Annotated in this window: 25 protein-coding genes; 15 read left to right on the forward strand and 10 right to left on the reverse strand. The window is 73.3% G+C overall.

Annotated elements, in window-relative coordinates:
* The first annotated feature begins 68 nt into the window (after positions 1 to 68).
* A complete protein-coding gene (gene fdxA, locus ABZY13_RS00335) occupies positions 69 to 392 on the forward strand; it encodes a ferredoxin (RefSeq protein ID WP_356626389.1) in 324 nt (107 codons plus the stop codon).
* A gap of 123 nt (positions 393 to 515) precedes the next feature.
* Entirely contained in the window at positions 516 to 1619 is a 1104-nt protein-coding gene (locus ABZY13_RS00340) for a bifunctional succinyldiaminopimelate transaminase/glutamate-prephenate aminotransferase (RefSeq protein ID WP_356626391.1), read from the forward strand.
* Positions 1620 to 1699: 80 nt separating this feature from the next.
* Here the strand turns inward: ABZY13_RS00340 and ABZY13_RS00345 are convergent, their stop codons facing one another.
* Together ABZY13_RS00345 and ABZY13_RS00350 are read right to left on the reverse strand one after the other, a co-directional pair.
* Positions 1700 to 2134, reverse strand: a complete 435-nt coding sequence (locus ABZY13_RS00345) for an ATP-binding protein (protein ID WP_356626393.1) — start codon at positions 2132 to 2134, stop codon at positions 1700 to 1702.
* A gap of 319 nt (positions 2135 to 2453) precedes the next feature.
* Positions 2454 to 3464, reverse strand: a complete 1011-nt coding sequence (locus ABZY13_RS00350; protein WP_356626394.1) for a heavy metal transporter — start codon at positions 3462 to 3464, stop codon at positions 2454 to 2456.
* Between the two features lie 82 nt (positions 3465 to 3546).
* Between ABZY13_RS00350 and dapE the strand changes: the two genes are divergently transcribed.
* Positions 3547 to 4626 (forward strand): succinyl-diaminopimelate desuccinylase, encoded by a 1080-nt coding sequence (dapE, locus tag ABZY13_RS00355; RefSeq protein WP_356626396.1) that lies wholly within the window; start codon positions 3547 to 3549, stop codon positions 4624 to 4626.
* Between the two features lie 102 nt (positions 4627 to 4728).
* Positions 4729 to 5487 (forward strand): TIGR00730 family Rossman fold protein, encoded by a 759-nt coding sequence (locus ABZY13_RS00360; protein WP_356626397.1) that lies wholly within the window; start codon positions 4729 to 4731, stop codon positions 5485 to 5487.
* Positions 5488 to 5500: 13 nt separating this feature from the next.
* On the opposite strand, the gene folP is transcribed toward ABZY13_RS00360, so the two are convergent.
* On the reverse strand, positions 5501 to 6361 hold the full coding sequence (gene folP, locus ABZY13_RS00365; protein WP_356626398.1) for a dihydropteroate synthase: 861 nt from the start codon (positions 6359 to 6361) through the stop codon (positions 5501 to 5503).
* 181 nt (positions 6362 to 6542) lie between these two features.
* On the opposite strand from folP, the gene ABZY13_RS00370 reads away from it, so the two are divergent.
* Both ABZY13_RS00370 and ABZY13_RS00375 read left to right on the forward strand, forming a co-directional pair.
* Positions 6543 to 6905 carry a DivIVA domain-containing protein gene (locus ABZY13_RS00370; protein ID WP_356626400.1) on the forward strand — a complete coding sequence of 121 codons (363 nt, stop codon included), beginning with the start codon at positions 6543 to 6545 and terminating at the stop codon, positions 6903 to 6905.
* Positions 6902 to 7486 carry a DNA-3-methyladenine glycosylase I gene (locus ABZY13_RS00375; protein ID WP_356626402.1) on the forward strand — a complete coding sequence of 195 codons (585 nt, stop codon included), beginning with the start codon at positions 6902 to 6904 and terminating at the stop codon, positions 7484 to 7486. The genes ABZY13_RS00370 and ABZY13_RS00375 overlap by 4 nt, the downstream gene beginning before the upstream one ends.
* 33 nt (positions 7487 to 7519) lie before the next feature.
* Here ABZY13_RS00375 and ABZY13_RS00380 read toward each other — a convergent pair whose 3' ends face one another.
* Entirely contained in the window at positions 7520 to 8323 is an 804-nt protein-coding gene (locus ABZY13_RS00380) for an enoyl-CoA hydratase-related protein (protein ID WP_356626404.1), read from the reverse strand.
* Between the two features lie 380 nt (positions 8324 to 8703).
* Here ABZY13_RS00380 and ABZY13_RS00385 point away from each other — a divergent pair, with 380 nt between their 5' ends.
* Positions 8704 to 8871: a DUF3117 domain-containing protein gene (locus ABZY13_RS00385; RefSeq protein ID WP_003966491.1), complete on the forward strand. Its 168-nt coding sequence runs from the start codon at positions 8704 to 8706 to the stop codon at positions 8869 to 8871.
* A 97-nt stretch (positions 8872 to 8968) separates the two neighbouring features.
* Here the strand turns inward: ABZY13_RS00385 and ABZY13_RS00390 are convergent, their stop codons facing one another.
* A complete protein-coding gene (locus ABZY13_RS00390; RefSeq protein ID WP_356626800.1) occupies positions 8969 to 9667 on the reverse strand; it encodes an O-methyltransferase in 699 nt (232 codons plus the stop codon).
* Positions 9668 to 9830: 163 nt separating this feature from the next.
* Here ABZY13_RS00390 and sigE point away from each other — a divergent pair, with 163 nt between their 5' ends.
* From sigE to ABZY13_RS00415, 5 genes are all read left to right on the forward strand, one after another.
* Positions 9831 to 10616: an RNA polymerase sigma factor SigE gene (gene sigE, locus ABZY13_RS00395; RefSeq protein WP_356626405.1), complete on the forward strand. Its 786-nt coding sequence runs from the start codon at positions 9831 to 9833 to the stop codon at positions 10614 to 10616.
* A complete protein-coding gene (locus ABZY13_RS00400) occupies positions 10613 to 11506 on the forward strand; it encodes a zf-HC2 domain-containing protein (protein ID WP_356626406.1) in 894 nt (297 codons plus the stop codon). Before sigE ends, ABZY13_RS00400 begins: the two co-directional genes overlap by 4 nt.
* 40 nt (positions 11507 to 11546) lie before the next feature.
* Positions 11547 to 13748 carry a trypsin-like peptidase domain-containing protein gene (locus ABZY13_RS00405; protein ID WP_356626407.1) on the forward strand — a complete coding sequence of 734 codons (2202 nt, stop codon included), beginning with the start codon at positions 11547 to 11549 and terminating at the stop codon, positions 13746 to 13748.
* A 164-nt stretch (positions 13749 to 13912) separates the two neighbouring features.
* Positions 13913 to 14341, forward strand: a complete 429-nt coding sequence (locus ABZY13_RS00410) for a sec-independent translocase (RefSeq protein WP_356626409.1) — start codon at positions 13913 to 13915, stop codon at positions 14339 to 14341.
* Positions 14342 to 14501: 160 nt separating this feature from the next.
* Positions 14502 to 15158: a hypothetical protein gene (locus ABZY13_RS00415; RefSeq protein ID WP_356626411.1), complete on the forward strand. Its 657-nt coding sequence runs from the start codon at positions 14502 to 14504 to the stop codon at positions 15156 to 15158.
* A 91-nt stretch (positions 15159 to 15249) separates the two neighbouring features.
* Here the strand turns inward: ABZY13_RS00415 and ABZY13_RS00420 are convergent, their stop codons facing one another.
* Genes ABZY13_RS00420 through ABZY13_RS00430 form a run of 3 tightly spaced genes read right to left on the reverse strand, consistent with a single transcriptional unit; the run spans position 15250 to position 18317 of the window.
* Positions 15250 to 16383: an Mrp/NBP35 family ATP-binding protein gene (locus ABZY13_RS00420; RefSeq protein WP_356626412.1), complete on the reverse strand. Its 1134-nt coding sequence runs from the start codon at positions 16381 to 16383 to the stop codon at positions 15250 to 15252.
* Between the two features lie 43 nt (positions 16384 to 16426).
* Positions 16427 to 17035, reverse strand: coding sequence for a DUF1003 domain-containing protein (locus ABZY13_RS00425; RefSeq protein WP_356626414.1), 609 nt, complete (start codon positions 17033 to 17035; stop codon positions 16427 to 16429).
* Positions 17025 to 18317 (reverse strand): CBS domain-containing protein, encoded by a 1293-nt coding sequence (locus ABZY13_RS00430; RefSeq protein ID WP_356626416.1) that lies wholly within the window; start codon positions 18315 to 18317, stop codon positions 17025 to 17027. Before ABZY13_RS00430 ends, ABZY13_RS00425 begins: the two co-directional genes overlap by 11 nt.
* Before the next feature lie 201 nt (positions 18318 to 18518).
* Between ABZY13_RS00430 and ABZY13_RS00435 the strand changes: the two genes are divergently transcribed.
* On the forward strand, positions 18519 to 19253 hold the full coding sequence (locus ABZY13_RS00435; RefSeq protein ID WP_356626802.1) for a hypothetical protein: 735 nt from the start codon (positions 18519 to 18521) through the stop codon (positions 19251 to 19253).
* A gap of 13 nt (positions 19254 to 19266) precedes the next feature.
* Here ABZY13_RS00435 and ABZY13_RS00440 read toward each other — a convergent pair whose 3' ends face one another.
* Both ABZY13_RS00440 and ABZY13_RS00445 read right to left on the reverse strand, forming a co-directional pair.
* Positions 19267 to 19779, reverse strand: a complete 513-nt coding sequence (locus ABZY13_RS00440) for a hypothetical protein (protein WP_356626418.1) — start codon at positions 19777 to 19779, stop codon at positions 19267 to 19269.
* 25 nt (positions 19780 to 19804) lie between these two features.
* Positions 19805 to 20920 (reverse strand): magnesium and cobalt transport protein CorA, encoded by a 1116-nt coding sequence (locus ABZY13_RS00445; RefSeq protein ID WP_356626420.1) that lies wholly within the window; start codon positions 20918 to 20920, stop codon positions 19805 to 19807.
* Between the two features lie 573 nt (positions 20921 to 21493).
* Between ABZY13_RS00445 and ABZY13_RS00450 the strand changes: the two genes are divergently transcribed.
* Positions 21494 to 22078 (forward strand): suppressor of fused domain protein, encoded by a 585-nt coding sequence (locus ABZY13_RS00450; protein WP_356626422.1) that lies wholly within the window; start codon positions 21494 to 21496, stop codon positions 22076 to 22078.
* Positions 22079 to 22204: 126 nt separating this feature from the next.
* On the forward strand, positions 22205 to 22846 hold the full coding sequence (locus tag ABZY13_RS00455; RefSeq protein WP_356626423.1) for a DUF6758 family protein: 642 nt from the start codon (positions 22205 to 22207) through the stop codon (positions 22844 to 22846).
* The last annotated feature ends 126 nt before the right edge of the window (positions 22847 to 22972 follow it).

Consider the following 22972-nt stretch of genomic DNA (forward strand, 5'->3'; position numbering starts at 1 on the left):
CGCTCCCGCGCGCCAGGCGGCGGAGCCTACGGAGGCCCGCCAGCGCCCTATCGAGGAGGAACGACAGCGTGACCTACGTCATCGCGCAGCCTTGTGTCGACGTCAAGGACAAGGCGTGCATCGAGGAGTGCCCGGTCGACTGCATCTACGAGGGCCAGCGGTCCTTGTACATCCACCCGGACGAATGCGTCGACTGCGGTGCCTGTGAGCCGGTCTGCCCGGTCGAGGCGATCTTCTACGAGGACGACGTCCCGGAGGAGTGGAAGGACTACTACAAGGCCAATGTCGAGTTCTTCGACGAGCTGGGCTCCCCCGGTGGCGCCAGCAAGCTCGGGCTGATCGAGCGCGACCACCCGTTCGTCGCCGCGCTCCCGCCGCAGGCGGCCGAGTAATCACGTAATCGGCCCGCCCCTGCCGTGCCGCCTCGGTCCCGTACGGCCCCGCGCCGTGCGGGACCGAGGCGTTCCCCTGTGAGCCCGCGGGGCGCCGCACCGTACGAAAGTGAGCCAGTAACCGTGTCCGCAGTCTCCGACCGCCTGCCCGCCTTCCCGTGGGACAAGCTCGCGCCGTACAAGCAGACGGCCGCGGCGCACCCGGACGGCATCGTCGACCTGTCCGTCGGCACCCCGGTCGACCCGGTGCCGGAGCCGATCCGGAAAGCGCTGGTCGACGCCGCGGACTCGCCGGGCTATCCGACGGTGTGGGGCACGCCCGCGCTGCGCGACGCGATCACCGGCTGGCTGGAGCGCCGGCTGGGCGCCCGTGAGGTCACCCACCGGCATGTGCTGCCGATCGTCGGCTCCAAGGAGCTGGTCGCCTGGCTCCCGACCCAGCTCGGGCTCGGCCCCGGCGACACGGTGGCCTACCCGCGGCTGGCCTACCCGACGTACGAGGTGGGCGCCCGGCTCGCCCGCGCCGACCACCAGGCGTACGACGACCCGACCGCCCTCGACCCGGCGAACCTGCGGCTGCTCTGGCTCAACTCGCCCTCCAACCCGACCGGCCGGGTGCTCGGCAAGGACGAGCTGACGCGTGTCGTGGCCTGGGCCCGCGAGCACGGGGTGCTGGTCTTCTCCGACGAGTGCTACCTGGAGCTGGGCTGGGAGGCCGACCCGGTCTCGGTGCTCCACCCCGACGTCAACGGCGGCTCCTACGAGGGCATCGTCGCCGTGCACTCGCTGTCCAAGCGGTCCAACCTCGCCGGCTACCGCGCCGCGTTCCTCGCGGGCGACCCGGCGGTCCTCGGCCCGCTGCTGGAGATCCGCAAGCACGGCGGCATGATGACGTCGGCCCCGACGCAGGCGGCGGCCGCCGCGGCCCTCGCCGACGACGAGCACGTCCGCGTCCAGCGCGAGCGCTACGCCGCCCGCCGCGCGATCCTGCGGGAGGCGCTGGTCGGACACGGCTTCCGCATCGAGCACAGCGAGGCCAGCCTGTACCTGTGGGCCACCCGCGAGGAGTCCTGCTGGGACACCGTCGCCCACCTCGCCGGACTGGGCATCCTGGTCGCCCCGGGCGACTTCTACGGTCCGGCGGGCGAGCGCTTCGTCCGGGTCGCCTTCACGGCCACCGACGAGCGCGTACGGGCGGCCGCCGAGCGCCTGGCCGCGGCCCGGTAGGCGTCCGGGACGTTCACGCACGACGGCGGGGTCCAGGGAACTCCCTGGACCCCGCCGTCGTGCTCGGGGGTGCGGCGGCGTCAGCTCAGCGGCAGGCCCTGGCCCGCCGGCAGGCCGCCCTTGGCCAGGCCGTCCGTGGGCAGCGAGCCCTTGGCCGCCGTGGAGGCGGTGTCGCCGACGACGTCCCCGGCCGAGGCCGCGACGTCGCCCGCCGCCCGCTGCACCGCCGGAGCCGCCTTCTTCACGGCCTGGCCGCCGGTCTTGCCCGCGGCCGGCACCGCCTTCTTGACCGTCTTGCCGCCGGCGTCGCCGACCGTCTTCGTGGTCTTCTGGGCCGCGCCGTCGACGGCCTCGCCGACGTGCGCGCCGTCCACCGCGGTCAGCCCGCCGAGGTTCGGGGCGGCGGGCAGCTCGGGCGCCGCGCTGGCGGAGCCGGCCGCACCGACCCCGGCTGCCGCTCCCGCGGCGACGAGCAGCGCGGCACGGGCGATCCGGCGGGTCAGAGGCAGGGACATGATGCTCCTTTGACGGAAGAGAACGGTGAACTGTCCGGTGTTTCCCGGCGGTTGGCGACTTCCGCCGACCGGGCCCGGACGCAGTGACTACCGCTCGAAGCCTCCGAAGGTTGCGGCGGCCCACCGTAAAGAGTTGGCAATGCGTCGCATAATCGGCTGTGAAGGAAACGGGATGAAAGGGACCCGGTCCTAAAGTCTGCTGAATCCTTACGGCCCTTGCCGCCCAAGGGGTCCGGCGTGCCTGGGGGTGAAGGCGCGAAAACCTGAACCCACCGGCCGCGACAAGGGCCTGCGTAACCCCTGCGGGTGAAGCGTCGTACTACTGCGCGGTGACGATGCGGACCGCCGCCTCCGCGGCCCCGTCCGCCCCGTCGCCGCCCTTGGCGTCCTCCGCGACCGGCCGCCACTGGCTGTCGGTGCGGCCCGCGATCCACTCCCGGCCCGCGTACGAGACCCGCTCGATGCGCAGCGCCGAGGCGTTGGCCACCGCCCAGTGGGCGAACTGCCAGCCGCGCTCCCCGGCGTCCCGCCCGTCCCGGCCGGCGCCCTCCACGGGCACGGTCACCGTGCGCCCGCTGGTCTCGGCCTCCGGGACGCTCGTCGCCGGGGCGGGCGCGGGCGCGGGGGAGGCCGCGGCGGCGTCCGGCACGGCCGAGCCGGCCTGCTGCACCGCGTCCCGCCCGAAGTCGCGCAGCAGCGCGTCGCGCACCGCGTCCGGACCGGCGGCCCGCACGGCGTCCGGCCGGCCGGCGCAGGTGAGCGTTCCGCCGGCCCGCCCGGTCAGCGCGGCGGCGAGCAGCGCGGCATCGGGCTCGTGCTTGGCGTACGCCTCCGGGAAACCGCTGCGCTGCACCCGCTGGGCGGCGACGGTGAGCGGCAGCTCGGTGTAGTCCGGCACCTCGACGAGGTGGTCGTAGAACATGCCCGCCGAGTAGATCGGGTCCATGATCTGGCGCTCGGTGCCCCAGCCCTGGGAGGGCCGCTGCTGGAAGAGGCCGAGGGAGTCGCGGTCGCCGTGGTCGATGTTGCGCAGGGCGGACTCCTGGAGCGCGGTCGCGAGCGCGATCGTCACCGCCCGCTCGGGCAGGCCCCGCGCGGTGCCGACGGCGGTGATCGTCGCCGCGTTCACCGCCTGCTCGGGCGAGAACTCGTACGTCTCCCCGTCGCCGTCGGCCGCGACGACCCTGCATCCCGGACCGCCCGCGCCTCCGGTGACGTACTGCACCGCGAGGTAGGCCGCGACGGCGAGCAGGACCACGAGGGCCGCCCCGGTGCGCAGGAGGCGGCCGCGACGCCGGGACGTGCTGGGGGTGGGGGACGGCTCTGGCATCCCAACAAGGTACTGGAGAGTACGGGCGGTTCCGTGCAGGGTACGGACCGTGTGCGCGGGGGCGGGCGCTAGGGTCGGGGGCATGGCCGATACCCCGCTTGACCTCACGCTGGATGCCGCGCGGCTGACCGCCCGGCTCGTCGACATCCCCTCGGAGAGCGGCGCCGAGAAGCCCCTCGCGGACGCCGTCGAGGCCGCCCTGCGCACCCTGCCGCACCTGACGGTCGACCGCTTCGGCAACAACGTGATCGCCCGGACCGATCTGGGCCGCGAGCAGCGCGTGATCCTCGCGGGGCACATCGACACCGTGCCCATCGCCGACAACGTGCCCTCCCGGCTCGACGACGAGGGCGTGCTGTGGGGCTGCGGCACCTGCGACATGAAGGCCGGCGTGGCCGTGCAGCTGCGCATCGCGGCCACCGTCCCGGCCCCCAACCGCGACCTGACCTTCGTCTTCTACGACAACGAGGAGGTCGCCGCCGAGCTCAACGGTCTGCGGCACGTCGCCGAGGCGCACCCCGAGTGGCTGCGCGGCGACTTCGCGGTGCTGCTGGAACCGTCCGACGGCGAGGTCGAGGGCGGCTGCCAGGGCACGCTGCGGGTGCTGCTGAAGACCAAGGGGGAGCGGGCGCACTCCGCGCGCGGCTGGATGGGGTCCAACGCCATCCACGCGGCCGCCCCGATCCTGGCCCGCCTCGCCTCCTACGAGCCGCGCCGGCCGGTCATCGACGGGCTGGAGTACCGCGAGGGCCTCAACGCGGTCGGGATCTCCGGCGGGGTCGCCGGGAACGTCATCCCCGACGAGTGCGTGGTGTCGGTCAACTTCCGCTACGCGCCCGACCGCACCGAACAGGAGGCGATCGACCACGTCCGCGAGGTGTTCGCGGACTGCGGGGTCGAGGAGTTCGTGGTCGACGACCACAGCGGCGGGGCCCTGCCCGGGCTGTCCCACCCGGCCGCGGCGGCCTTCATCGAGGCGGTCGGCGGCACCCCGCAGCCCAAGTTCGGCTGGACGGACGTCTCCCGCTTCAGCGCCCTCGGCATCCCCGCCGTCAACTACGGTCCCGGCAATCCCCATTTGGCGCACAAGCGGGACGAAAGGGTGGACACCGCGAAGATCCTCGCGGGGGAGGAGCGGCTGCGGGCCTGGCTGACGGCGTGATCGCGTTTACGCCGGCGCACGGCGGACATGCTGAGGTCCCCCGTACGTAACCCGCGTAGATCTAGGCTGAGGTGGAACCACCTGCAGACGGAGGGAGCGCACATGGCTACCGGCAACCCCGAGGGCAAGAAGAGGCCGCCGGAGGAACAGCGCCTGGGCCCGGTCCTCCGCAGGCGGGACCAGGTGCAGTCGAGCACCACCGACCAGCGGCTGCTGGACGAGCGCGCGCCCACCGACTGGGTCCACACCGACCCCTGGCGGGTGCTGCGCATCCAGTCGGAGTTCATCGAGGGCTTCGGCACCCTCGCCGAACTCCCGCCGGCCATCAGCGTCTTCGGCTCGGCCCGCACCCCCGCCGACTCCCCGGAGTACGAGGCGGGCGTGCGGCTCGGCCGAGGGCTGGTCGAGGCGGGCTTCGCGGTGATCACCGGCGGCGGCCCCGGGGCCATGGAGGCGGCCAACAAGGGCGCCTGCGAGGCCAAGGGCATCTCGGTCGGCCTCGGCATCGAGCTGCCCTTCGAGCAGGGGCTGAACCCCTATGTCGACATCGGCCTCAACTTCCGGTACTTCTTCGTCCGGAAGATGATGTTCGTCAAGTACGCGCAGGGCTTCGTGGTCCTGCCGGGCGGCCTCGGCACCCTCGACGAGCTGTTCGAGGCGCTCACCCTGGTGCAGACCCAGAAGGTCACCCGCTTCCCCATCGTGCTGTTCGGCACGGAGTACTGGGGCGGGCTGGTCGACTGGCTGCGCGGCACGGTCATCGCCCAGGGCAAGGCGGCGGAGAAGGACCTCCTCCTCTTCCACGTCACCGACGACGTGGACGAGGCGGTGGCCCTGGTCTCCAAGGAGGCGGGGCGATAGCGCCCCGCCCGGGTCAGGCCAGTCCCCGCCGGGCCGCCGCCGGGGGGCGGTGGCCCGCGATCGACGCCACCATGTCCAGCACCTGGCGGGTCTCCGCCACCTCGTGCACCCGGTACACCTGAGCGCCCAGCCACGCCGACACCGCCGTCGTGGCCAGGGTGCCGATCACCCTCTCCTTCACCGGGCGGTCCAGGGTCTCGCCGACGAAGTCCTTGTTGGACAGCGACACCAGCACCGGCCAGCCCGTCTCCACCATCTCGCCGAGCCGCCGGGTCGCCTCCAGGCTGTGCCGGGTGTTCTTGCCGAAGTCGTGCCCCGGGTCGATCAGCACCGACTCCCGCGGCACGCCGAGCGCCACCGCCCGCTCCGCGAGTCCGACGGTCACCCGGAGGATGTCGGCCATCACGTCGTCGTACGTCACCCGGTGCGGGCGGGTGCGGGGCTCGGCGCCGCCGGCGTGCGTGCACACCAGGCCGACCCGGTGGCGGGCGGCGACCTCCGCGAGCCGGGGATCGACCCCGCCCCAGGCGTCGTTCAGGAGATCGGCGCCCGCCTCGCAGACGGCCTCGCCGACCTCGTGCCGCCAGGTGTCCACGCTGATCACCACGTCCGGGAAGCGCCGCCGCACCTCCGCCACGAAGCCGACCGTGCGCCGCGCCTCCTCCTCGGCGGTGACCTCCTCGCCGGGCCCCGCCTTGACCCCGCCGATGTCGATGATCGCGGCGCCCTCGGTCACAGCCCGCTCCACGCGCGCGAGGGCGGGCTCGTCGCGGAAGGTCGCCCCCTGGTCGTAGAACGAGTCCGGGGTCCGGTTCACGATCGCCATGATCACCGGCTCGTGCGGCTCGAATTCCCGCCTGCCCAGCCTGAGCATCCGCTGTGGCCTCTCCTCGTACGTCCCGTTGGGCGGCCTCTTCTCGGCCGCCTGCGACCCTAACCGCCAGCACCGCATGGCACGATCGGACCCTGACACATCCGAAGTCGGCGCGCGCCGCGGGACACCCCGTACGCCGGTGCGTGCCGTCCGTGAGACACGAGCGTGGGGACCCTCAGCGATGGTGATGTTCTTGTTCCTTGTGGTGGCCCTCGCCGTCGTGGTCACCGCGGTGACGCTCGCGGTGGTGGGCGGCGGCGAGAACGGCCCGCTGACCGGGACGGGGCCGGAGCTGCTGCGCGACCCGCTGCCCCCGGACCGTCCCGTCGGCCGCGCGGACATCGACGCCCTGCGCTTTCCGCTCGCCCTGCGCGGCTACCGCATGGCCGACGTCGACGACGCCCTCGGCCGGCTCGCCGCCGAGCTGGCCGAGCGCGACGCCCGCATCGCCGACCTGGAGTCCGCCCTGGCCGGCGCCCGGACCGCGGCCGGCGGCGGCGCCCCGGACGAGCCCGAGCAGCAGCAGCGGGAGGAGCAGCCGTGAGCGAGGCCCTGGCCGGCCCGGACGGCGCCCTGCGCTGCCCGTGGGCGCTGTCCACCCCGGACTACGTGGCCTACCACGACGAGGAGTGGGGCCGCCCCGTCCACGGCGACGACGCCCTGTTCGAACGCCTCTCGCTGGAGGCGTTCCAGTCCGGGCTGTCGTGGATCACCATCCTGCGCCGCCGCCCCGGCTTCCGCGCCGCCTTCGCCGGGTTCGAGATCGCCAGGGTCGCCGAGTTCACCGACGCCGACCGGGAGCGGCTGCTGGCCGACCCCGGCATCATCCGCAACCGCGCCAAGGTCGACGCCACCCTCGCCAACGCGCGCGTGCTCGCCGGATGGGCGCCGGGCGAGCTGGACGGGCTGATCTGGTCCCACGCCCCCGACCCGGCCGCCCGCCCGGTCCCCAAGGCCCTGGCCGACGTCCCCGCGCTCACCCCGGAGTCGACGGCCCTGTCCAAGGCGCTCAAGAAGCGGGGCCTGCGCTTCGTCGGCCCCACCACGGCGTACGCGCTGATGCAGGCGTGCGGCCTGGTCGACGACCACCTCGCCGACTGCGTCGCCCGCCGCGCCGCCGCGTGATCCCGTCGCCCGCCCGAGCCGTCGCGCCGCCGGTCAGCGACCGAGGTACTTCGGCTTCTCCTTGTTGACGAAGGCGCGCACCGCGATCGCGTGGTCCTCCGAGGCCCCGGCGCGCGTCTGCAGCTCGTCCTCCTTGTCCAGGGTCTCGGACAGGGAGTGGGTCAGCCCGTACGCCATGGACTCCTTCAGCGCCGCGTACGCCACCGTCGGGCCCTCTGCGAGCGTGCGGGCGACGGTCTCGGCCTCCGCTCGCAGGTCGGCCGCCGGGACGACGCGGTTGGCGATGCCCAGCTCGTACGCCTCCTGCGCCGTGATGCTGCGCGGGAACAGCAGCAGGTCGGCGGCGCGGCCCGGCCCCACGACCCGCGGCAGCGTCCAGGAGACCCCGGAGTCCGCGGTCAGCGCGACCCCGGCGAACGAGGTGTTGAAGGCCGCCGTGTCCGCCACCACCCGGTAGTCGGCGGCGAGGGCGAAGCCGAACCCGGCCCCCGCGGCCACACCGTTCACCCCGGCGACGACCGGCTTGGCCGCGCCCGCGAGCGCCCGCACGATCGGGTTGTAGTGCTCCCGCACGGTGGTCATGGTCCGCCCCCCGCCCGACTCCCGGTCGGAGGCCAGCAGCCCGATGTGCTCCTTGAGGTCCTGCCCCACGCAGAACGCCCGGTCGCCGGCGGCGGTCAGCAGCACGGCCCGTACGGCGTCGTCGCCGGCCGCGGACCGGACCGCGTCCCGGAGGGCCTCCTTGGCCTCGATGTTCAGCGCGTTCATCGCCTCGGGGCGGTTCAGCGTGATCGTCGCCAGTCCGTCGCTCACCTCGTAGAGCACGGTGTCGGCCATGGGGCATCCCCTCCGGTGTCGCGGCTCGGTCCTACCGGTCGGTAGGGCCCGTCATCGAGGACAGCATGGCGGAGATCGGCGGCGCGGGGCCGGAGCGCGCGTGTGACCTGCGTCAAAGAATCTCCGGCAGTTTCCGGTCGGCCGAGGTCCGGCAGGTGGCGCAGTATCGCAGTCGCATCGCCGAATTGAGTGGTTTTGCTCGCGCGCGTTGCCCAAGCGATGCCGACCGATGTTGGTCATCGGGTCGTCCCATGCGGGATAATGGCTGGGAAGCAATGTGTTCGATGCCGGTGTCGCGCGTCCTGCTGAAGGACGCGCGTGCCCTTCAGGGGGCCGCGTCGGCTTTGACGATGAGCTGGGTTTCAGGAAGGGGAACGAGCATGGCGGCCATGAAGCCGCGAACGGGTGACGGCCCGCTCGAGGTGACCAAGGAGGGGCGGGGCATCGTCATGCGCGTTCCGCTCGAAGGCGGCGGTCGGCTCGTCGTCGAGCTGACCCCGGACGAGGCCGACGCGCTCGGCGACGCCCTCAAGAAGGTCGTGGGCTGACGCCGCGAACGACCCCAACCCTTCCGTCCGCCCCGGCGCCGCTTCGGTGCCGGGGCGGACGCGTACCGGGCACCTGCCCTGCTCGTCGGAGGGCGGCTCAGCGCTTGACCGCGCACAGCAGGCCGTCGCCCACCGGCAGGAGCGACGGCACCAGCTCCTGGCTCTCGCGCACCGCCCGCAACAGCTCCCGCAGCCGCACGACCTCCGTGGGCTGCGGACCCGAGTCCACGGTGCGCCCGCCGCCGAAGACGCCCTCGAAGGCGACCAGCCCGCCCGGCCGCAGCAGCCGCAACGATTCAGCGAGGTAGTCCAGCACCTCCAGCCGGTCGCCGTCGCAGAACACCAGGTCGTACCCGGCGTCCGCCAGGCGCGGCAGCACCTCCAGCGCGCGGCCGGGGATGAAGCGCGCCCGGTTGCTGGCGAAGCCGCAGGCGCGGAACGCCTGCCGGGCGAACTGCTGGTGCTCCGGCTCCGGGTCGACGGTCGTCAGCACCCCGTCCGGCCGCATCCCGTGCAGCAGATGGATCCCGGACACGCCGGTCCCGGTGCCGATCTCGGCGACGGCCTTGGCGTCCACCGAGGCGGCCAGCAACCGCAGGGCGGCGCCCGTGCCGGGCGACACCGAGCGCAGCCCTGCCTCGCGGGCCCGGTCGCGGGCCCAGCGCAGCGCTTCGTCCTCGGCGACATAGGCGTCGGCGAACGCCCAGCTCGTCTGCCGGTTGCCGGTAATGACCCTCTCCTGTCCCCACGGTTGCCTGGGCGTGACTGTATCCGCTGCCGCCGGGAACCCGCAGATGGGACCGGACGTTTGGAAGGGCGGGAGACGAGGGCGGGGGACACGGTTGGATCACGACGAACAGCGGGGCGACGAGCAAGTGCTGACGCAGCCGTATGAGCCGTATCAGCCCAGATCAAATTCTCGTAAAACCGCTTATCCGGAGCTAACGGACGAGGTGGCTATGGTAGGGGCTCCACTGGACACCACCAGAGCCGACAGGGGAGGTGCGGCTGCGCCTGTGGACCGGGCAGGAGGGCTGAGGCGCTTCCTCGGGTCGGCGGGCAGGCCGAAATCCGTGAACGACACCGCTGCTGACCACAGCCACGCCGCCGGTTCCTCCGGCGGCCGTGCCCAGACCGCGACCTTCTCCACCGACGCGGACGGGCAGGCTTGGACTCCGCCCACGTGGGAGGAGATCGTCAGCACGCACAGTGGCCGCGTGTACCGACTGGCCTACCGCCTCACCGGCAACCAGCACGACGCCGAGGACCTCACCCAGGAGGTCTTCGTCCGCGTCTTCCGCTCGCTGTCGACGTACACGCCGGGCACTTTCGAGGGCTGGCTGCACCGCATCACCACCAACCTCTTCCTGGACATGGTCCGCCGCAAGCAGCGGATCCGCTTCGACGCCCTCGGCGAGGACGCGGCCGAGCGCCTGCCCAGCCGGGAGCCCAACCCCCAGCAGGTCTTCAACGACGCCCACTTCGACGCGGACGTCCAGCAGGCCCTGGACACCCTGGCGCCGGAGTTCCGTGCCGCGGTCGTGCTCTGCGACATCGAAGGGCTGTCGTACGAGGAGATCGCCGCGACCCTCGGCGTCAAGCTCGGCACCGTCCGGTCGCGGATCCACCGCGGCCGTTCGCAGCTGCGCAAGGCGCTCGCGCACCGCTCGCCGGAGGCGCGCGCCGAGCGCCGCTCCTTCGCCGCCCGGGTGCCCGCTCTGGGAGGAGGGGGCGCGTCCGCGTGAGTGGAACACGGCCCGAATCCGCCGAAGGCCGCCTCACCGGGGACCGTCTGGCGGAACAGCACCTGGGAGACCGGCTCGCCGCGCTCGTCGACGGAGAGCTCGGTCATGACACGCGCGAGCGTGTGCTGGCGCACGTGGCGACCTGCCCGAAGTGCAAGGCGGAGGTCGACGCCCAGCGCCGGCTGAAGAACGTCTTCGCCCAGGCCGCGCCCCCGCCGCCCTCGGAGAGCTTCCTGGCCCGCCTGCAGGGCCTGCCCGGAGGCGGACCGATGGCGGGCGACCGCGACGACGGCGGACTGCCGCCGCTGGGGGGAGGCCTCGGCGACGGCGTCTTCGGCATGAGACGCGGTGAGCGTCTCGGCTTCGACTACCTGCCCGCCGCGGGCTTCCGCATCCATGACGTCGGCCGTCAGGAGGCCGAGCGCGCCGCGGCCTCGCGCGGGCGGCGCTTCGCGTTCGTCGCCGCCGGGGCGGTGTCGCTGGCCGCCATCGCGCTGGGCGGCGTCACCACGGGCACGCCGGGCGACACGGACACCCGCGGCGGCTCGGGCAGCGGCAGCAATGTGACGCCGGTGCGCTCGCCGGGGTCGGGGGCCGCGACGGCGCCCGACGGCCAGCGGCGGCGCGCGGTCGCCCCGCTGCTGGCACAGGGCCAGGGCGGACGGGCCCTCGGCAGTCCGACGGCTCCCACACAGCTGTCCGCCCCGCTGCTGCCGGGCGGCGCCGGGCAGGCGGTGGACACGCTCACGGCGCCCGTCGTCGCGGGCGCGGCCGCCATGTCCCCGCTCATACGCCCGCTCTCGGCGGCCCCGCCGATCGCGCTGACCGCCTGGTCGACGACGCCGGACCTGCTCTCGGAGCCCACCCCCGCCCCGGGGCCCTCCCGCTGACGCCGCTGCGCCCGGGCGCGCGAACCTGGTTGAATCCGAGGTGGCACCGAAGACAGCGGCCACCAACGACGAGCGGGCCGCGCCCGGCTGTGGGGAGAGCATGAACGAGGGGAAGCCCGCGCAGGACCCTGCGGGGCAACGGGAGGGCACCGCGCACGCCGGCGACTTCGAACTGGAACGCCCGAAGCCGCCCGCAGCGGCGGAGGGCGACTTCGCACTGCGCCGGCCGGAGGACGGGGAGGCCGTTCCTGTGCCGGCTCCTCCGTCCGCGACGGGTGCGATGCGCGAGTCCGGTCCGGCGCCCGAGTCCGCTCCGACGCGTGAGTCCGCGGCGGACCGCCCCACGGCCTATGGGCTCGCGGCGGACCGCCCGGCCGCCCGCGAAGAGGCCGTCGAGCCCGTCCCGGCGCCGGAGGCCGGGCCCGCGCCCGACTCCGACGGCACCGCCCCCGCGGCCGTGCCCCCGCAGGACGGGCCCAGGCCGCTTCACGACCCCGACCCCTACAGCACCCCTCCCTATGGCGAACCGGGCCCCTGGGCGCCCGCCCCGCCCGTACAGCACCCCGCCACGACGCCCGCGCAGGGAACCGCCCTGCCGGTGTCCGGCGCGGCCCCGGTCCATGGTGTGCCCGAGCCGTCTGCGCACGGCGTCTTCCCGCCCGGTACGGCGGAAGCGGCCCCTGTCGGGCACGGCCCCGCCCCTGCGCCCGCCCTGCCGGTGTCCGGCGCGGCCCCGGTCCATGGTGTGCCCGAGCCGTCTGCGCACGGCGTCTTCCCGCCCGGTACGGCGGAAGCGGCCCCCGTCGGGCACGGCCCCGCCCCTGCGCCCGCCCTGCCGGTGTCCGGCGCGGCCCCGGCCCACGGTGTGCCCGAGCCGTCCCCGCACAGCGCTTTCCCGCCCGCCTCGACGGACGCGGCCACCCCCCTCACCGCACCCGCGCCCTTCGCGCCGGGCCCCGTGTCGGACTCCGTCCCCACCACGGCCGGCCCGGGCCCCGGTCCCGTGCCCACCCCCGACGCCCCCGCCCCCACCTCCCTGGATCCCTGGCGCCGCTACGACCCCTGGGCCGCTCCCGTGTCCCCCTCCGCCCCCCTCCAGCAGACCGGCGGCGGTGTGCTCACCCGGGACCAGCGGCGGACCAGGGTCAGGCGGGGGCTCGTCGCCGCGGCAGCGGCGATCGCGCTCGTGTCGGGCGGCGTCGGCGGTGTCGTGGGCGCCTATCTGGAGCGCAACGGCGGCGTCGGACAGATCGAGCTGCCCCAGGCAGGTGAGGAGCCCGCCGGGCGGCCCGCGGACAGCGTGGCCGGGATCGCCGCGCGCGCCCTGCCCAGCGTGGTCACCCTGCACGTCAACGGCTCCGGCGGGCAGGGCACCGGCACCGGATTCGTCCTCGACGACCGGGGTCACATCCTCACCAACAACCACGTCGTCGACTCGGCCGACGACGACGGCGAGATAACCGTCACCTTCCACAGCGGCGACACCGCCGAGGCCGAGATCGTCGGCCGGGACGGCGGCTACGACCTCGCCGTCGTCCGCGTCCGGGGCGTCAAGGGCCTCAAGCCCCTGCCGCTCGGCAACTCCGACAACGTCGAGGTCGGTGACCCGGTCGTCGCCATCGGCGCCCCCTTCGACCTCGCCGGCACGGTCACCTCCGGCATCATCAGCGCCCGGGAACGGCCCATCACGGCCGGCGGCGACGACAGCGACGTCTCCTACGTGGACGCCCTCCAGACCGACGCCCCCATCAACCCCGGCAACTCCGGAGGCCCCCTGCTCGACGCCCGCGCCCGCGTCATCGGCATCAACTCCGCGATCCGCTCGGCCGGCGGCGGCCCGGACGACGAGGAGGGCGGCGGCCAGTCCGGCTCCATCGGCCTCGGCTTCGCCATCCCCATCAACCAGGGCAAGCGCGTCGCCGAGGAACTGATCAACACCGGCCGGGCGACCCACCCCGTCATCGGCATCACCCTCGACATGGCCTATGCGGGGGACGGCGCCCGCGTCGGCGTCAAGGACAACGACGGCGGCCCCCCGGTCGTCCCCGGCGGCCCCGGCGACCGGGCCGGCATCGAGCCCGGCGACGTCATCACCGAGGTGAACGGGCAGCGGGTCCACTCCGGCGAGGAGCTGATCGTCAAGACCCGTGCCCACCGCCCCGGCGACCGCCTGGAGCTGACCCTGGTCCGTGACGGGGAGGAGCGCACGCTCTCCCTCGTGCTCGGCTCGAGCGACGGCTGAGCGAACGCATACGAACCTCGCAGTCCGGACCATTCGTCCATGCAGGAAAAGGGAAGAGGGGACGAATCGCCCACTTGCCCACACTCGGGGGGCACGGGGCAGTACCGGCCGGACGGGATCGGCGGGTACCGTGGTGCCGGCCGGACATCGCAAGGAGCTTTCAGGTGTTCAATGACATAGGACCGCTCGAGCTGGTGACGCTCATCGTCCTCGCGGTGCTCGTCTTCGGTCCGGACAAGCTCCCGAAGGTCATCCAGGACGTCACCCGCACGATCCGCAAGATCCGGGACTTCTCGGAGAGTGCCAAGCAGGACATCCGGCAGGAACTGGGCCCGGAGTTCAAGGACTTCGAGTTCGAGGACCTCAACCCCAAGACGTTCCTGCGCAAGCAGCTGGACAACGACGACCTGGGGCTCAAGGAAATCCGCAACGGCTTCGACCTCAAGAAGGAGATGGCCGAGGTCACCGACGCGGTCCACGGCCGCGACGCCGACTCCTCCGCCACCGCCGCGCCGGCCGCCCCCGCCGCCGACCGCGTCGACATGACGAAGAAGCCCGACGACCGCCCGCCCTTCGACGCCGACGCCACCTGAGCCTGCCCGCGCAGGGGCGACGCCCCGCCGCCCGACGGGCGTGTTCCCGGCGCCCGGGGACGGGGTGGCTATGCTGCCGAGTTGTTGTCCGGACCGGACGAGTACGCCCGATGGGGGGCGGGCCGACCGGTCCGACGAGAGCGAGGAGGCGTCCGGGCACATGGAGACGACGAGTAGGGCAGTCGCGCAGGCGCCGGCCGCGGAGGGCGCACCGCACGCCCCCTCGGCCTGGCGCGCGGTCGACGGCTACCTGCGCGCGCCCTTCCCGTGGTACGGCCTCGACGAGGCGTTCATGGGACCGCGCTGGCTGATGCAGGTCGGCACGACGGCGGACGGCGCGGTGGAGCACGGCTCCATCGGCCACGGCGACGAACCCACGGTGCGGCACGAGGGGACGGAGGACCGGGAGCGGTTCGCGGTCGTGGTGACCGTCGCGGCCCACCCGGTACGGCGCACCGCGGACGGCACGGGCGTACTGGAGGCGACCACGGTGTCGTCCGCGGCCTGGCTCGCGGGCGTCGGGCTGCTGTCGTTCACCTGGCCCGGCCAGATGGACCACAGCCTGCGCGACGACTGGCTGGAGCAGCAGACGGAGACCGCCTGGGCCCTTGCGGACGACCTGGCCGGCCCCGAGTGGTCGACGCTGTCGCTGCCGGTCGACGGGGTCCCCACCCCGTTCCACTACCGCGAGTCGGAGTTCGGCTGGGTCCTGGCCGGATCCACCGAGTCCAAGGTGCACGTGGGCGCGTACGGCAGGGGGATGAGCGCGTACGGGCTGGGCTTCGCGATGATCAAGGACATCGCGCAGTACGCCTGACCGGGCGCGCGGTACGTCCCGCGCAGGACGTGACGAAGGGGCGCCGGCGCCGGCGCCCCTTCCCGTGTCCGTCCGGCCGGTCGGAACCCGGTCAGAACTTGTTCTTCGGGGTGATCCCCAGCGACAGCCCCGACAGTCCGCGCTGACGGCCGCCCAGCTTGCCCGCGATCGCGCGCAGGGCCGCGCCCGCCGGGGACTCCGGGTCGCTGAGCACCACCGGCCTGCCTTCGTCGCCGCCCTCGCGCAGCCGGACGTCGATCGGGATGGAGCCGAGCACCGGGACGTTCGCCCCGGTCGTGCGGGTCAGGCCGTCGGCGACGGTCTGACCGCCGCCCGTGCCGAACACGTCGACCATCTCGCCGCAGTGCGGGCAGGGCAGCCCGGACATGTTCTCGACCACGCCGACGATCTTCTGGTGGGTCTGCACGGCGATCGAGCCGGCCCGCTCCGCCACCTCGGCCGCCGCCTGCTGCGGGGTCGTCACGACCAGGATCTCGGCGTTCGGCACCAACTGGGCCACCGAGATGGCGATGTCACCGGTGCCGGGCGGCAGGTCCAGCAGCAGCACGTCCAGGTCGCCCCAGTACACGTCCGCCAGGAACTGCTGCAGCGCCCGGTGCAGCATCGGGCCGCGCCACACCACCGGGGCGTTGCCCGGCGTGAACATGCCGATGGAGATCACCTTCACGCCGTGGGCGGACGGCGGCATGATCATGTTCTCGACCTGGGTGGGACGTCCGTCCGCGCCGAGCATCCGCGGCACGGAGTGGCCGTAGATGTCGGCGTCCACGACACCGACCTTCAGCCCGTCCGCCGCCATCGCCGCCGCCAGGTTGACGGTCACGGACGACTTGCCGACCCCGCCCTTGCCGGAGGCGACCGCGTAGACGCGGGTCAGCGAGCCCGGCTTGGCGAAGGGCACCTCCCGCTCGGTCTGGCCGCCGCGCAGCGCCGCCGCCAACTCCTTGCGCTGCTCGTCGCTCATCACGTCCAGCGTGACGTCGACGCGCGTGACGCCCTCGACCCGCGAGACCGCGTCGGTCACCCGCTGAGTGATCGTGTCCCGCATGGGGCAGCCGGAGACCGTCAGGTACACGGTGACCGCGACCGCACCGTCCGCACCGATCTCCACCGACTTGACCATCCCGAGTTCCGTGATGGGGCGGTTGATCTCGGGGTCGTTCACCGTCGCCAGTGCCTCGCGCACCGCGTCTTCCGTAGCCATAGGGACGATGGTACGGCGCGCGGCGGGGACCCGGGAAAGCCCGTCAGCGGTCGTCTACGTCACGTGCCCCCGACCGGTCGGCCGGGAATACCCGCCGCCCGTCCCGCCTGCCGTCCGCCCGGTCCTCCAGCTCCTTCACCACGTCCTGCAGCTCGGAGCGGATCCAGTCCCGCGTGGCCACCTCGCCGAGCCCGATGCGCAGGGCGGCGATCTCCCGGGTCAGGTACTCGGTGTCCGCGATCGAGCGCTCGTTCTGCTTGCGGTCCTGCTCCAGGTTGACCCGGTCGCGGTCGTCCTGCCGGTTCTGCGCGAGCAGGATCAGCGGGGCGGCGTAGGAGGCCTGCAGCGACAGCATCAGCGTCAGGAAGATGAACGGGTACTCGTCGAACCGCAGCGCCTCGGGCGCGGAGACGTTCCACACCACCCACAGCACGATGGCGAACGTCATCCAGACGATGAACCGCCCGGTGCCGAGGAAGCGCGCGATCCGCTCCGACACCTTGCCGAAGGCCTCCGGGTCCCACTCGGGCAGCAGCCGGCGGCGCGGCGGGCGCGGCTGGTCCAGCCGGGGGCGGCTGCGCGTGGTGGCGGTGGCGCCCGCCGGTACCCGCTCCCGGCCCGTCTCGCGCCACGCCTCGCGCTCAGGCGCCATCGGCGACCGCCCCCTCGACGTCCTGGTCGAAGTGGAACTCCGTCTCCCGCCAGTCCTCGGGCAGCATGTGGTCCAGCACGTCGTCCACCGTCACCGCCCCCAGCAGCGAACCCGACTCGTCCACGACGGGCGCCGCGACCATGTCGTACGTCGCGAAGAACCCGGCGACCAGCGGCAGCGCCGCCCCGGGCGCGAGCGTCTGGAGATCGTCGTCGACGAGCGAGCTGACCAGCGTGTACGGGGGGTCGCGCAGCAGCCGCTGGAAGTGGACGGTGCCCAGGTACTTGCCGGTCGGCGTCTCGTCGGGCGGGCGGCAGACGTAGACCTGGGCGGCGAGGGCGGGGGAGAGGTCGGGGTTGCGGACCCGGGCGAGGGCGTCGGCGACGGTGGCGTCGGGACGCAGCACGATCGGCTCGGTCGTCATCAGACCGCCCGCGGTGTGCTCCTCGTACGCCATCAGGCGGCGCATGTCGGCGGCGTCGGAGGGCTGCATCAGGCTCAGCAGGCGCTCCTTCTCCTCCTCGGGCAGCTCGGCGAGCAGGTCGGCGGCGTCATCGGGGTCCATGGCCTCCAGGACGTCGGCGGCCCGCTCCTCCTTCAGCTTGCCGAGGATCTCGATCTGGTCGTCCTCCGGCAGCTCCTCCAGCACGTCGGCGAGCCGGTCGTCGTCCAGGGCGGAGGCGACCTCGGCGCGCCGCTTGGCGGAGAGGTGGTGCAGGACGTTGGCGAGGTCGGCGGGGCGCAGCTGCTCGAAGGTGGCGAGCAGGCTCTCGGCGCCCTGCCCGTGCTCCTCCAGCGAGAACCCGGTGACCGCGGACCACTCCACCGTCAGCGTCTCGCCCTTGGCCCGCCGGAACGCGCCGCCCCTGCGGCCCTTGCGGACGAAGACGCGGTCGATCTCCCAGTCGCGCCGGGCGGGCAGCTGCTGCACCGACAGGTCCAGGACGGTGACCTCCTCGCCGGTCTCGACCAGCGTGACGCGCCGGTCGAGCAGTTCCCCGAAGACGAGGCGCTCGGTGGGGCGTTGTTCGAAGCGCCGGACGTTGAGCACGCCGGTGGTGATGACCTGGCCGGACTCGATGCCGGTGACCCGGGTCATGGGCAGGAAGATCCGGCGGCGGGTGGCCAGTTCGACGACCAGGCCGAGCAGCCGCGGGGGCCGTCGGCCGACGCGCAGCATGACGACCAGCTCGCGCACCCGGCCCACGGTGTCGCCGTTGGGGTCGAAGACGGCGACACCGGCCAGGTGCGAGACGAAGATCCGGGGGGCGCCCGCTGCCATGACCGCGCCTCCTTCTCCCACGGGTGTCTGTCTTGTTCCGATTGCCCGCTTGCGTGGGCTTCAGGCTAGCCGGTACTGATCGGCTCCGCCCCGGAGAACGGTCCGGACGGACTGGCTCCGCCCGCTTCACCTGGCCCCGGTACGCTGCCGTACGCCGCCCAGGACCACCGATCGGAAAGGCAGTCCCAACCTGTGACCGCGATGCTCCACGGCCGTCTCCGCCGGGCCGCACTGGTGAGCGCGATGTGCGCACTGGCCGTGACCGGAACGGGGCTGACAGGGTGCAGCAGCGAGGACCCCGACGCGGGCACGAACGGGGTCGGCAAGCTGCCGCCAGAGCAGATCCAGACCCGGACGCGGAAGGCGGCGGCGTCCGCCGAGGCCGTGCACCTGTCCGGGACCGTGGTCGCCGGCAAGAACACCTACTCCCTCGACATGCGCCTGAAAGGCGACGGCGGCACCGGGTCGGTCACCGCGGAGGGGGCCACCTTCCGGCTGCTGCGGGTCGGCGAGGAGCTGTTCCTGATGGCCGACGCGGAGTTCTGGAGCGACGGCGAGGAGGGCGACTCCGAGGCGGCGGCGGGCAAGCTGGAGGGCAAGTACGTGAAGGTGCCCGAGGGCGACCCCTCGTACAAGAGGTTCAGCGGCTTCACCGACAAGGACCAGCTCCTCGACGGCCTGCTCACCCTGCACGGCGCCCTGAAGACCGACGGCCGCCACGAGCAGTCCGGTGTGCGCACCGTCCGCATCACCGGCGACGAGGGCGCCGGCGGCACGCTCGACGTCTCCCTGGAGGGCACCCCGTATCCGCTGCGGCTGGTGCGCGCGGGCGGCGCGGGCACGCTCCGCTTCTCCGAGTGGGGCAAGGACTTCGAGCTGAAGCAGCCGGCGAAGGAGGAGACGGTCGACTACGGCCGCCAGCTGCCGACGACTTGAGCGGCCGGCCCGGCTACTTGCGACGGCGCTTCCTCAGGAGCCGGGGCAGCCCCGCCGGGATCGGTTCGCGCGTCGTGGCCGGCGTCGACGCCGGCGCGGCGGCCAGCGAGCCCTGCGGCAGCGGGTGCGTCTCACCGGTCGGCGCCAGCCGCACCACCCGGCACTCGCGTCGCCAGCGTTCCGTCATCGCCTCGCCGTCGGGGGCGTTGAGCCGCTTGCCCTTCAACTCGGCGACGGCCGCCTCCCACTCCTCGGACCCGGCGGCGGGCTCCTCCACGCGCGCCGTCCAGGAGACCAGCCGGCCGCCCTTGTCCTTGCTGCGGACCGTCACCTCGGCGCTCGCCCCGCCCACCAGCCCCGGCAGCGGCTGCTCCCCCGGACCGTCGCCGACGACGTACGCGGCGCCGTCGTGCCACACATGCCACAGCGCCCGCGCGGCCGGCACGCCGGAGCCCTTGACCCAGATCAGGCCGGACTTCTTCGTGGCCTCCTCGACGAGGGCCCGGTCGAGCAGCTCACCAGTCATGGGACCCAGACTATCCGGGCCGCCCTCACAGCCAGCCGTTGCGCTTGAGGGTGCGGTGGATCCCGAAACAGATCATCGCGGTGACGCCGAGCACCAGCGGGTAGCCGAACCTCCAGCGCAGCTCAGGCATGTAGTCGAAGTTCATCCCGTACACCCCGCACACCATCGTCGGCACGGCGATGATCGCGGCCCACGACGTGATCTTGCGCATGTCCTCGTTCTGCGCGACGGACGCCTGCGCGAGGTTGGCCTGGAGGATGGAGTTGAGCAGCTCGTCGAAGCCGGTCACCTGCTCCTGCACCCGGGCCAGGTGGTCGGCGACGTCCCGGAAGTACTTCTGGATGTCCGGCTCGATCAGCCGCATCGGCCGCTCGCTGAGCAGCTGCAGCGGACGCATCAGCGGCTGCACCGCCCGCCTGAACTCCATCACCTCGCGCTTGAGTTGGTAGATCCGGCCGGCGTCCGTACCGCGCGGTGCGCCCTTGCGGCCCGGGGAGAACACCTCGGTCTCCACCTCGTCGATGTCGTCCTGCACCGCGTCGGCGACCGCGACGTAGCCGTCCACGACATGGTCGGCGATGGCGTGCAGCACGGCCGAGGGGCCCTTGGCGAGCAGCTCGGGGTCGTCCTGGAGCCGGTGCCGCAGCGCCCGCAGCGAGCCCTTGCCACCGTGCCGGACGGTGATGAAGAAGTCCCGGCCGGTGAAGCACATCACCTCGCCGGTCTCCACGACCTGGCTGCTGGCGGTGAGTTCGTCGTGCTCGACGTAGTGGATGGTCTTGAAGACGGTGAACAGCGAGTCGTCGTACCGCTCCAGCTTGGGCCGCTGGTGGGCCTGCACCGCGTCCTCGACGGCGAGCGGGTGCAGCCCGAACTCCCCGGCGATTCCGGCGAATTCGGCCTCGGTCGGCTCGTGCAGCCCGATCCAGACGAAGCCGCCGTCGCGCCGCACCTGACGCATCGCCTCGTGCGGGGTGAGCGGCCCCGCCGTCTCGACGCGGGTGCCGTCGCGGTAGACGGCGCAATCGACGACGGCGCTGGTGGAGCGGGGGTCGCGCGTGGTGTCGTACGCGCCGGATTCCTTGCGCAGCGCGGGACGCGAGGGCCGGACCGCGGCGCGCAGGTCACGGATCATCGACATGGCAGGCTCCTTCGCGAGCAACGAAAGGCCGCCGGCGGCGGGTGGAACTGCCCGGAATGGGGACGTCCTGCGGGTCTTCCCGACATCGCGCACGGGAAGGAGGTTTGGCACGTCCACAAAGCGGGGAGCACCGCACCGTCGCGGTGGCGAGCTTCGCTACTGATTCAGCTGCTGATGCAGATCAACAGAACAGTCAGACAGATCAGGCAGAACGAACGAAGTGCTCTTCCGTGTGAAGACGCGTGAGCGAAAGGCGGCGGCGGGCCAGAGCCAAGCAGCTACGTCAGTGGCCGTCAGTGGCCGGAAGAGCGGGTGCTACTGCACGGTCGACTTCGATCCATGACAGCCCCACCTCCTCCGGTCGGTCCCTCGTGAGGGACGAGCCATTCCCCCTGATACGGGGTGTTCCCCGCAGGGGAGTCTTCAGGCGTCGGACGGGAACGCGGCTCCCTCAGTGCCTCGACGGCCTGCCAGGGGCCTTGGCGCGCTGCCCGAACACCGGCCAAGAGTATCAGCCGACTGAAGTGTCAAGGTGCTGCTTTGCCCGCTCCTGACGAGTTCTATGCTCACCGCATGGCTGACGTTCTTCCTTTGGTCGAGGCCCGGTTGCGCACCGCGCTCGGCGAGCCGGACGCCCGCGCCGCGGTCACCTTCCTCGGCACCGACCGCATCGAGGTGCTCCGCTTCCAGGAGGGGGACGTCGTCCGCTACGCCACGCTCGGCATGTCCGCCCAGCCCATGTCCGACCCCACGGCCCTGGTCGCCGACCCGGTGGCGGGGCCGCGCGCCGAACTGGTCCTGTCGGTCCGCGCGGGGCGCGCCGACACCGACAAGGTGCTCCGCCCGCTCGCCGTGCTCGCCGCCTCCCCGCAGGTCGAGGGCGTCGTCGTGGCGCCGGGCGCGTCACTGGACGTCGGCGAGCCGCTGTGGCCCGGCGCTCCCTTCACCTCCGTGCTGGTGGCCGAGCCCGGCGGCCTGGTCGAGGACCTGGAGCTGGACCCGCCGCTCGACCCCGTGCGGTTCCTGCCGCTGCTGCCGATGACCCCGAACGAGGCCGCCTGGAAGCGCGTGCACGGTGCCGCGGCCCTCCAGGAGCGGTGGCTGACGCACGGCACCGACCTGCGCGACCCGGCCCGCCGGTCCGTCCCGCTGGACTGACCCGGCGCCCGAGCGAGCGGTCGCCGGAGGTGAGGAACGTCACCCGTACCGCCGCTCGGCCCGGGTTTCCCCCGGACGGGTGATCGTCCTTGACGGGACGGGACTTGGGTAGGACCGTGGAGCCCTATGAGGGGCGAACCCAGTTGCCCGAAGTGTGGTGGCCGGGTCAGGGCTCCCGGACTCTTCGCCGATTCCTGGCAGTGCGATGTCCACGGCGCCGTGCATCCGCTGCAGCCCGTGATCCCGCCCAGCGTCGAGGCCCTCAGCGTCGTGGTGCATCGCACGCAGGTACCGGTGTGGATGCCGTGGCCGCTGCCGGTCGGCTGGCTGTTCACGGGCGTGGCCTGTGCCGGCGACGACCGCAGCGGCGGCCGCGCCACGGCAGTGGCCTGCTCCGGCCCCGGGCCGCTCGGCGGCATAGGGGAGCTGATCCTGGTCGCCGAGGAGCTCGGCGTCGGCCTCGGCGCGCGGTACGCGGGCATCGACGGCCCGGACCCGGGCCCGTACATGGACGTCGGCAAGCCGCCCCAGGCCAAGGTCCTCGCCGCCGGCCGTCCCACCCCCCTCTGGCTGGTCTCCGGCACGCCGGACGACCGCGCGGTCTTCGCGGGCGAGGCGCTCGGGCTGTGGCTGTGGGCGGTCGTCTGGCCCGAGCAGTCGGGGCTGCTGATGTACGACGAACTGGTGCTGACGGACGTCCGGGAGGCCGGGGCGGAGCTGGAACTGGTGCCGTGCGGGGCGTTGTCGCCGCGGTTGCTGCATCCGTAGGCGGCGTGGGGGCGCACGCGTGGCGGGAGGCCGCCCGGTGGAGCCACGCGTAGGGGGCGCTCCCGGCGAGCGGGTGTGACACGGAGGTGACCGGCGGGCGGCTATCCTGAGTGCTCGTCCCCCGCC

It is taken from the genome of Streptomyces sp. NPDC006610, assembly GCF_040611575.1.
In the GTDB taxonomy this organism is placed as follows: domain Bacteria; phylum Actinomycetota; class Actinomycetes; order Streptomycetales; family Streptomycetaceae; genus Streptomyces.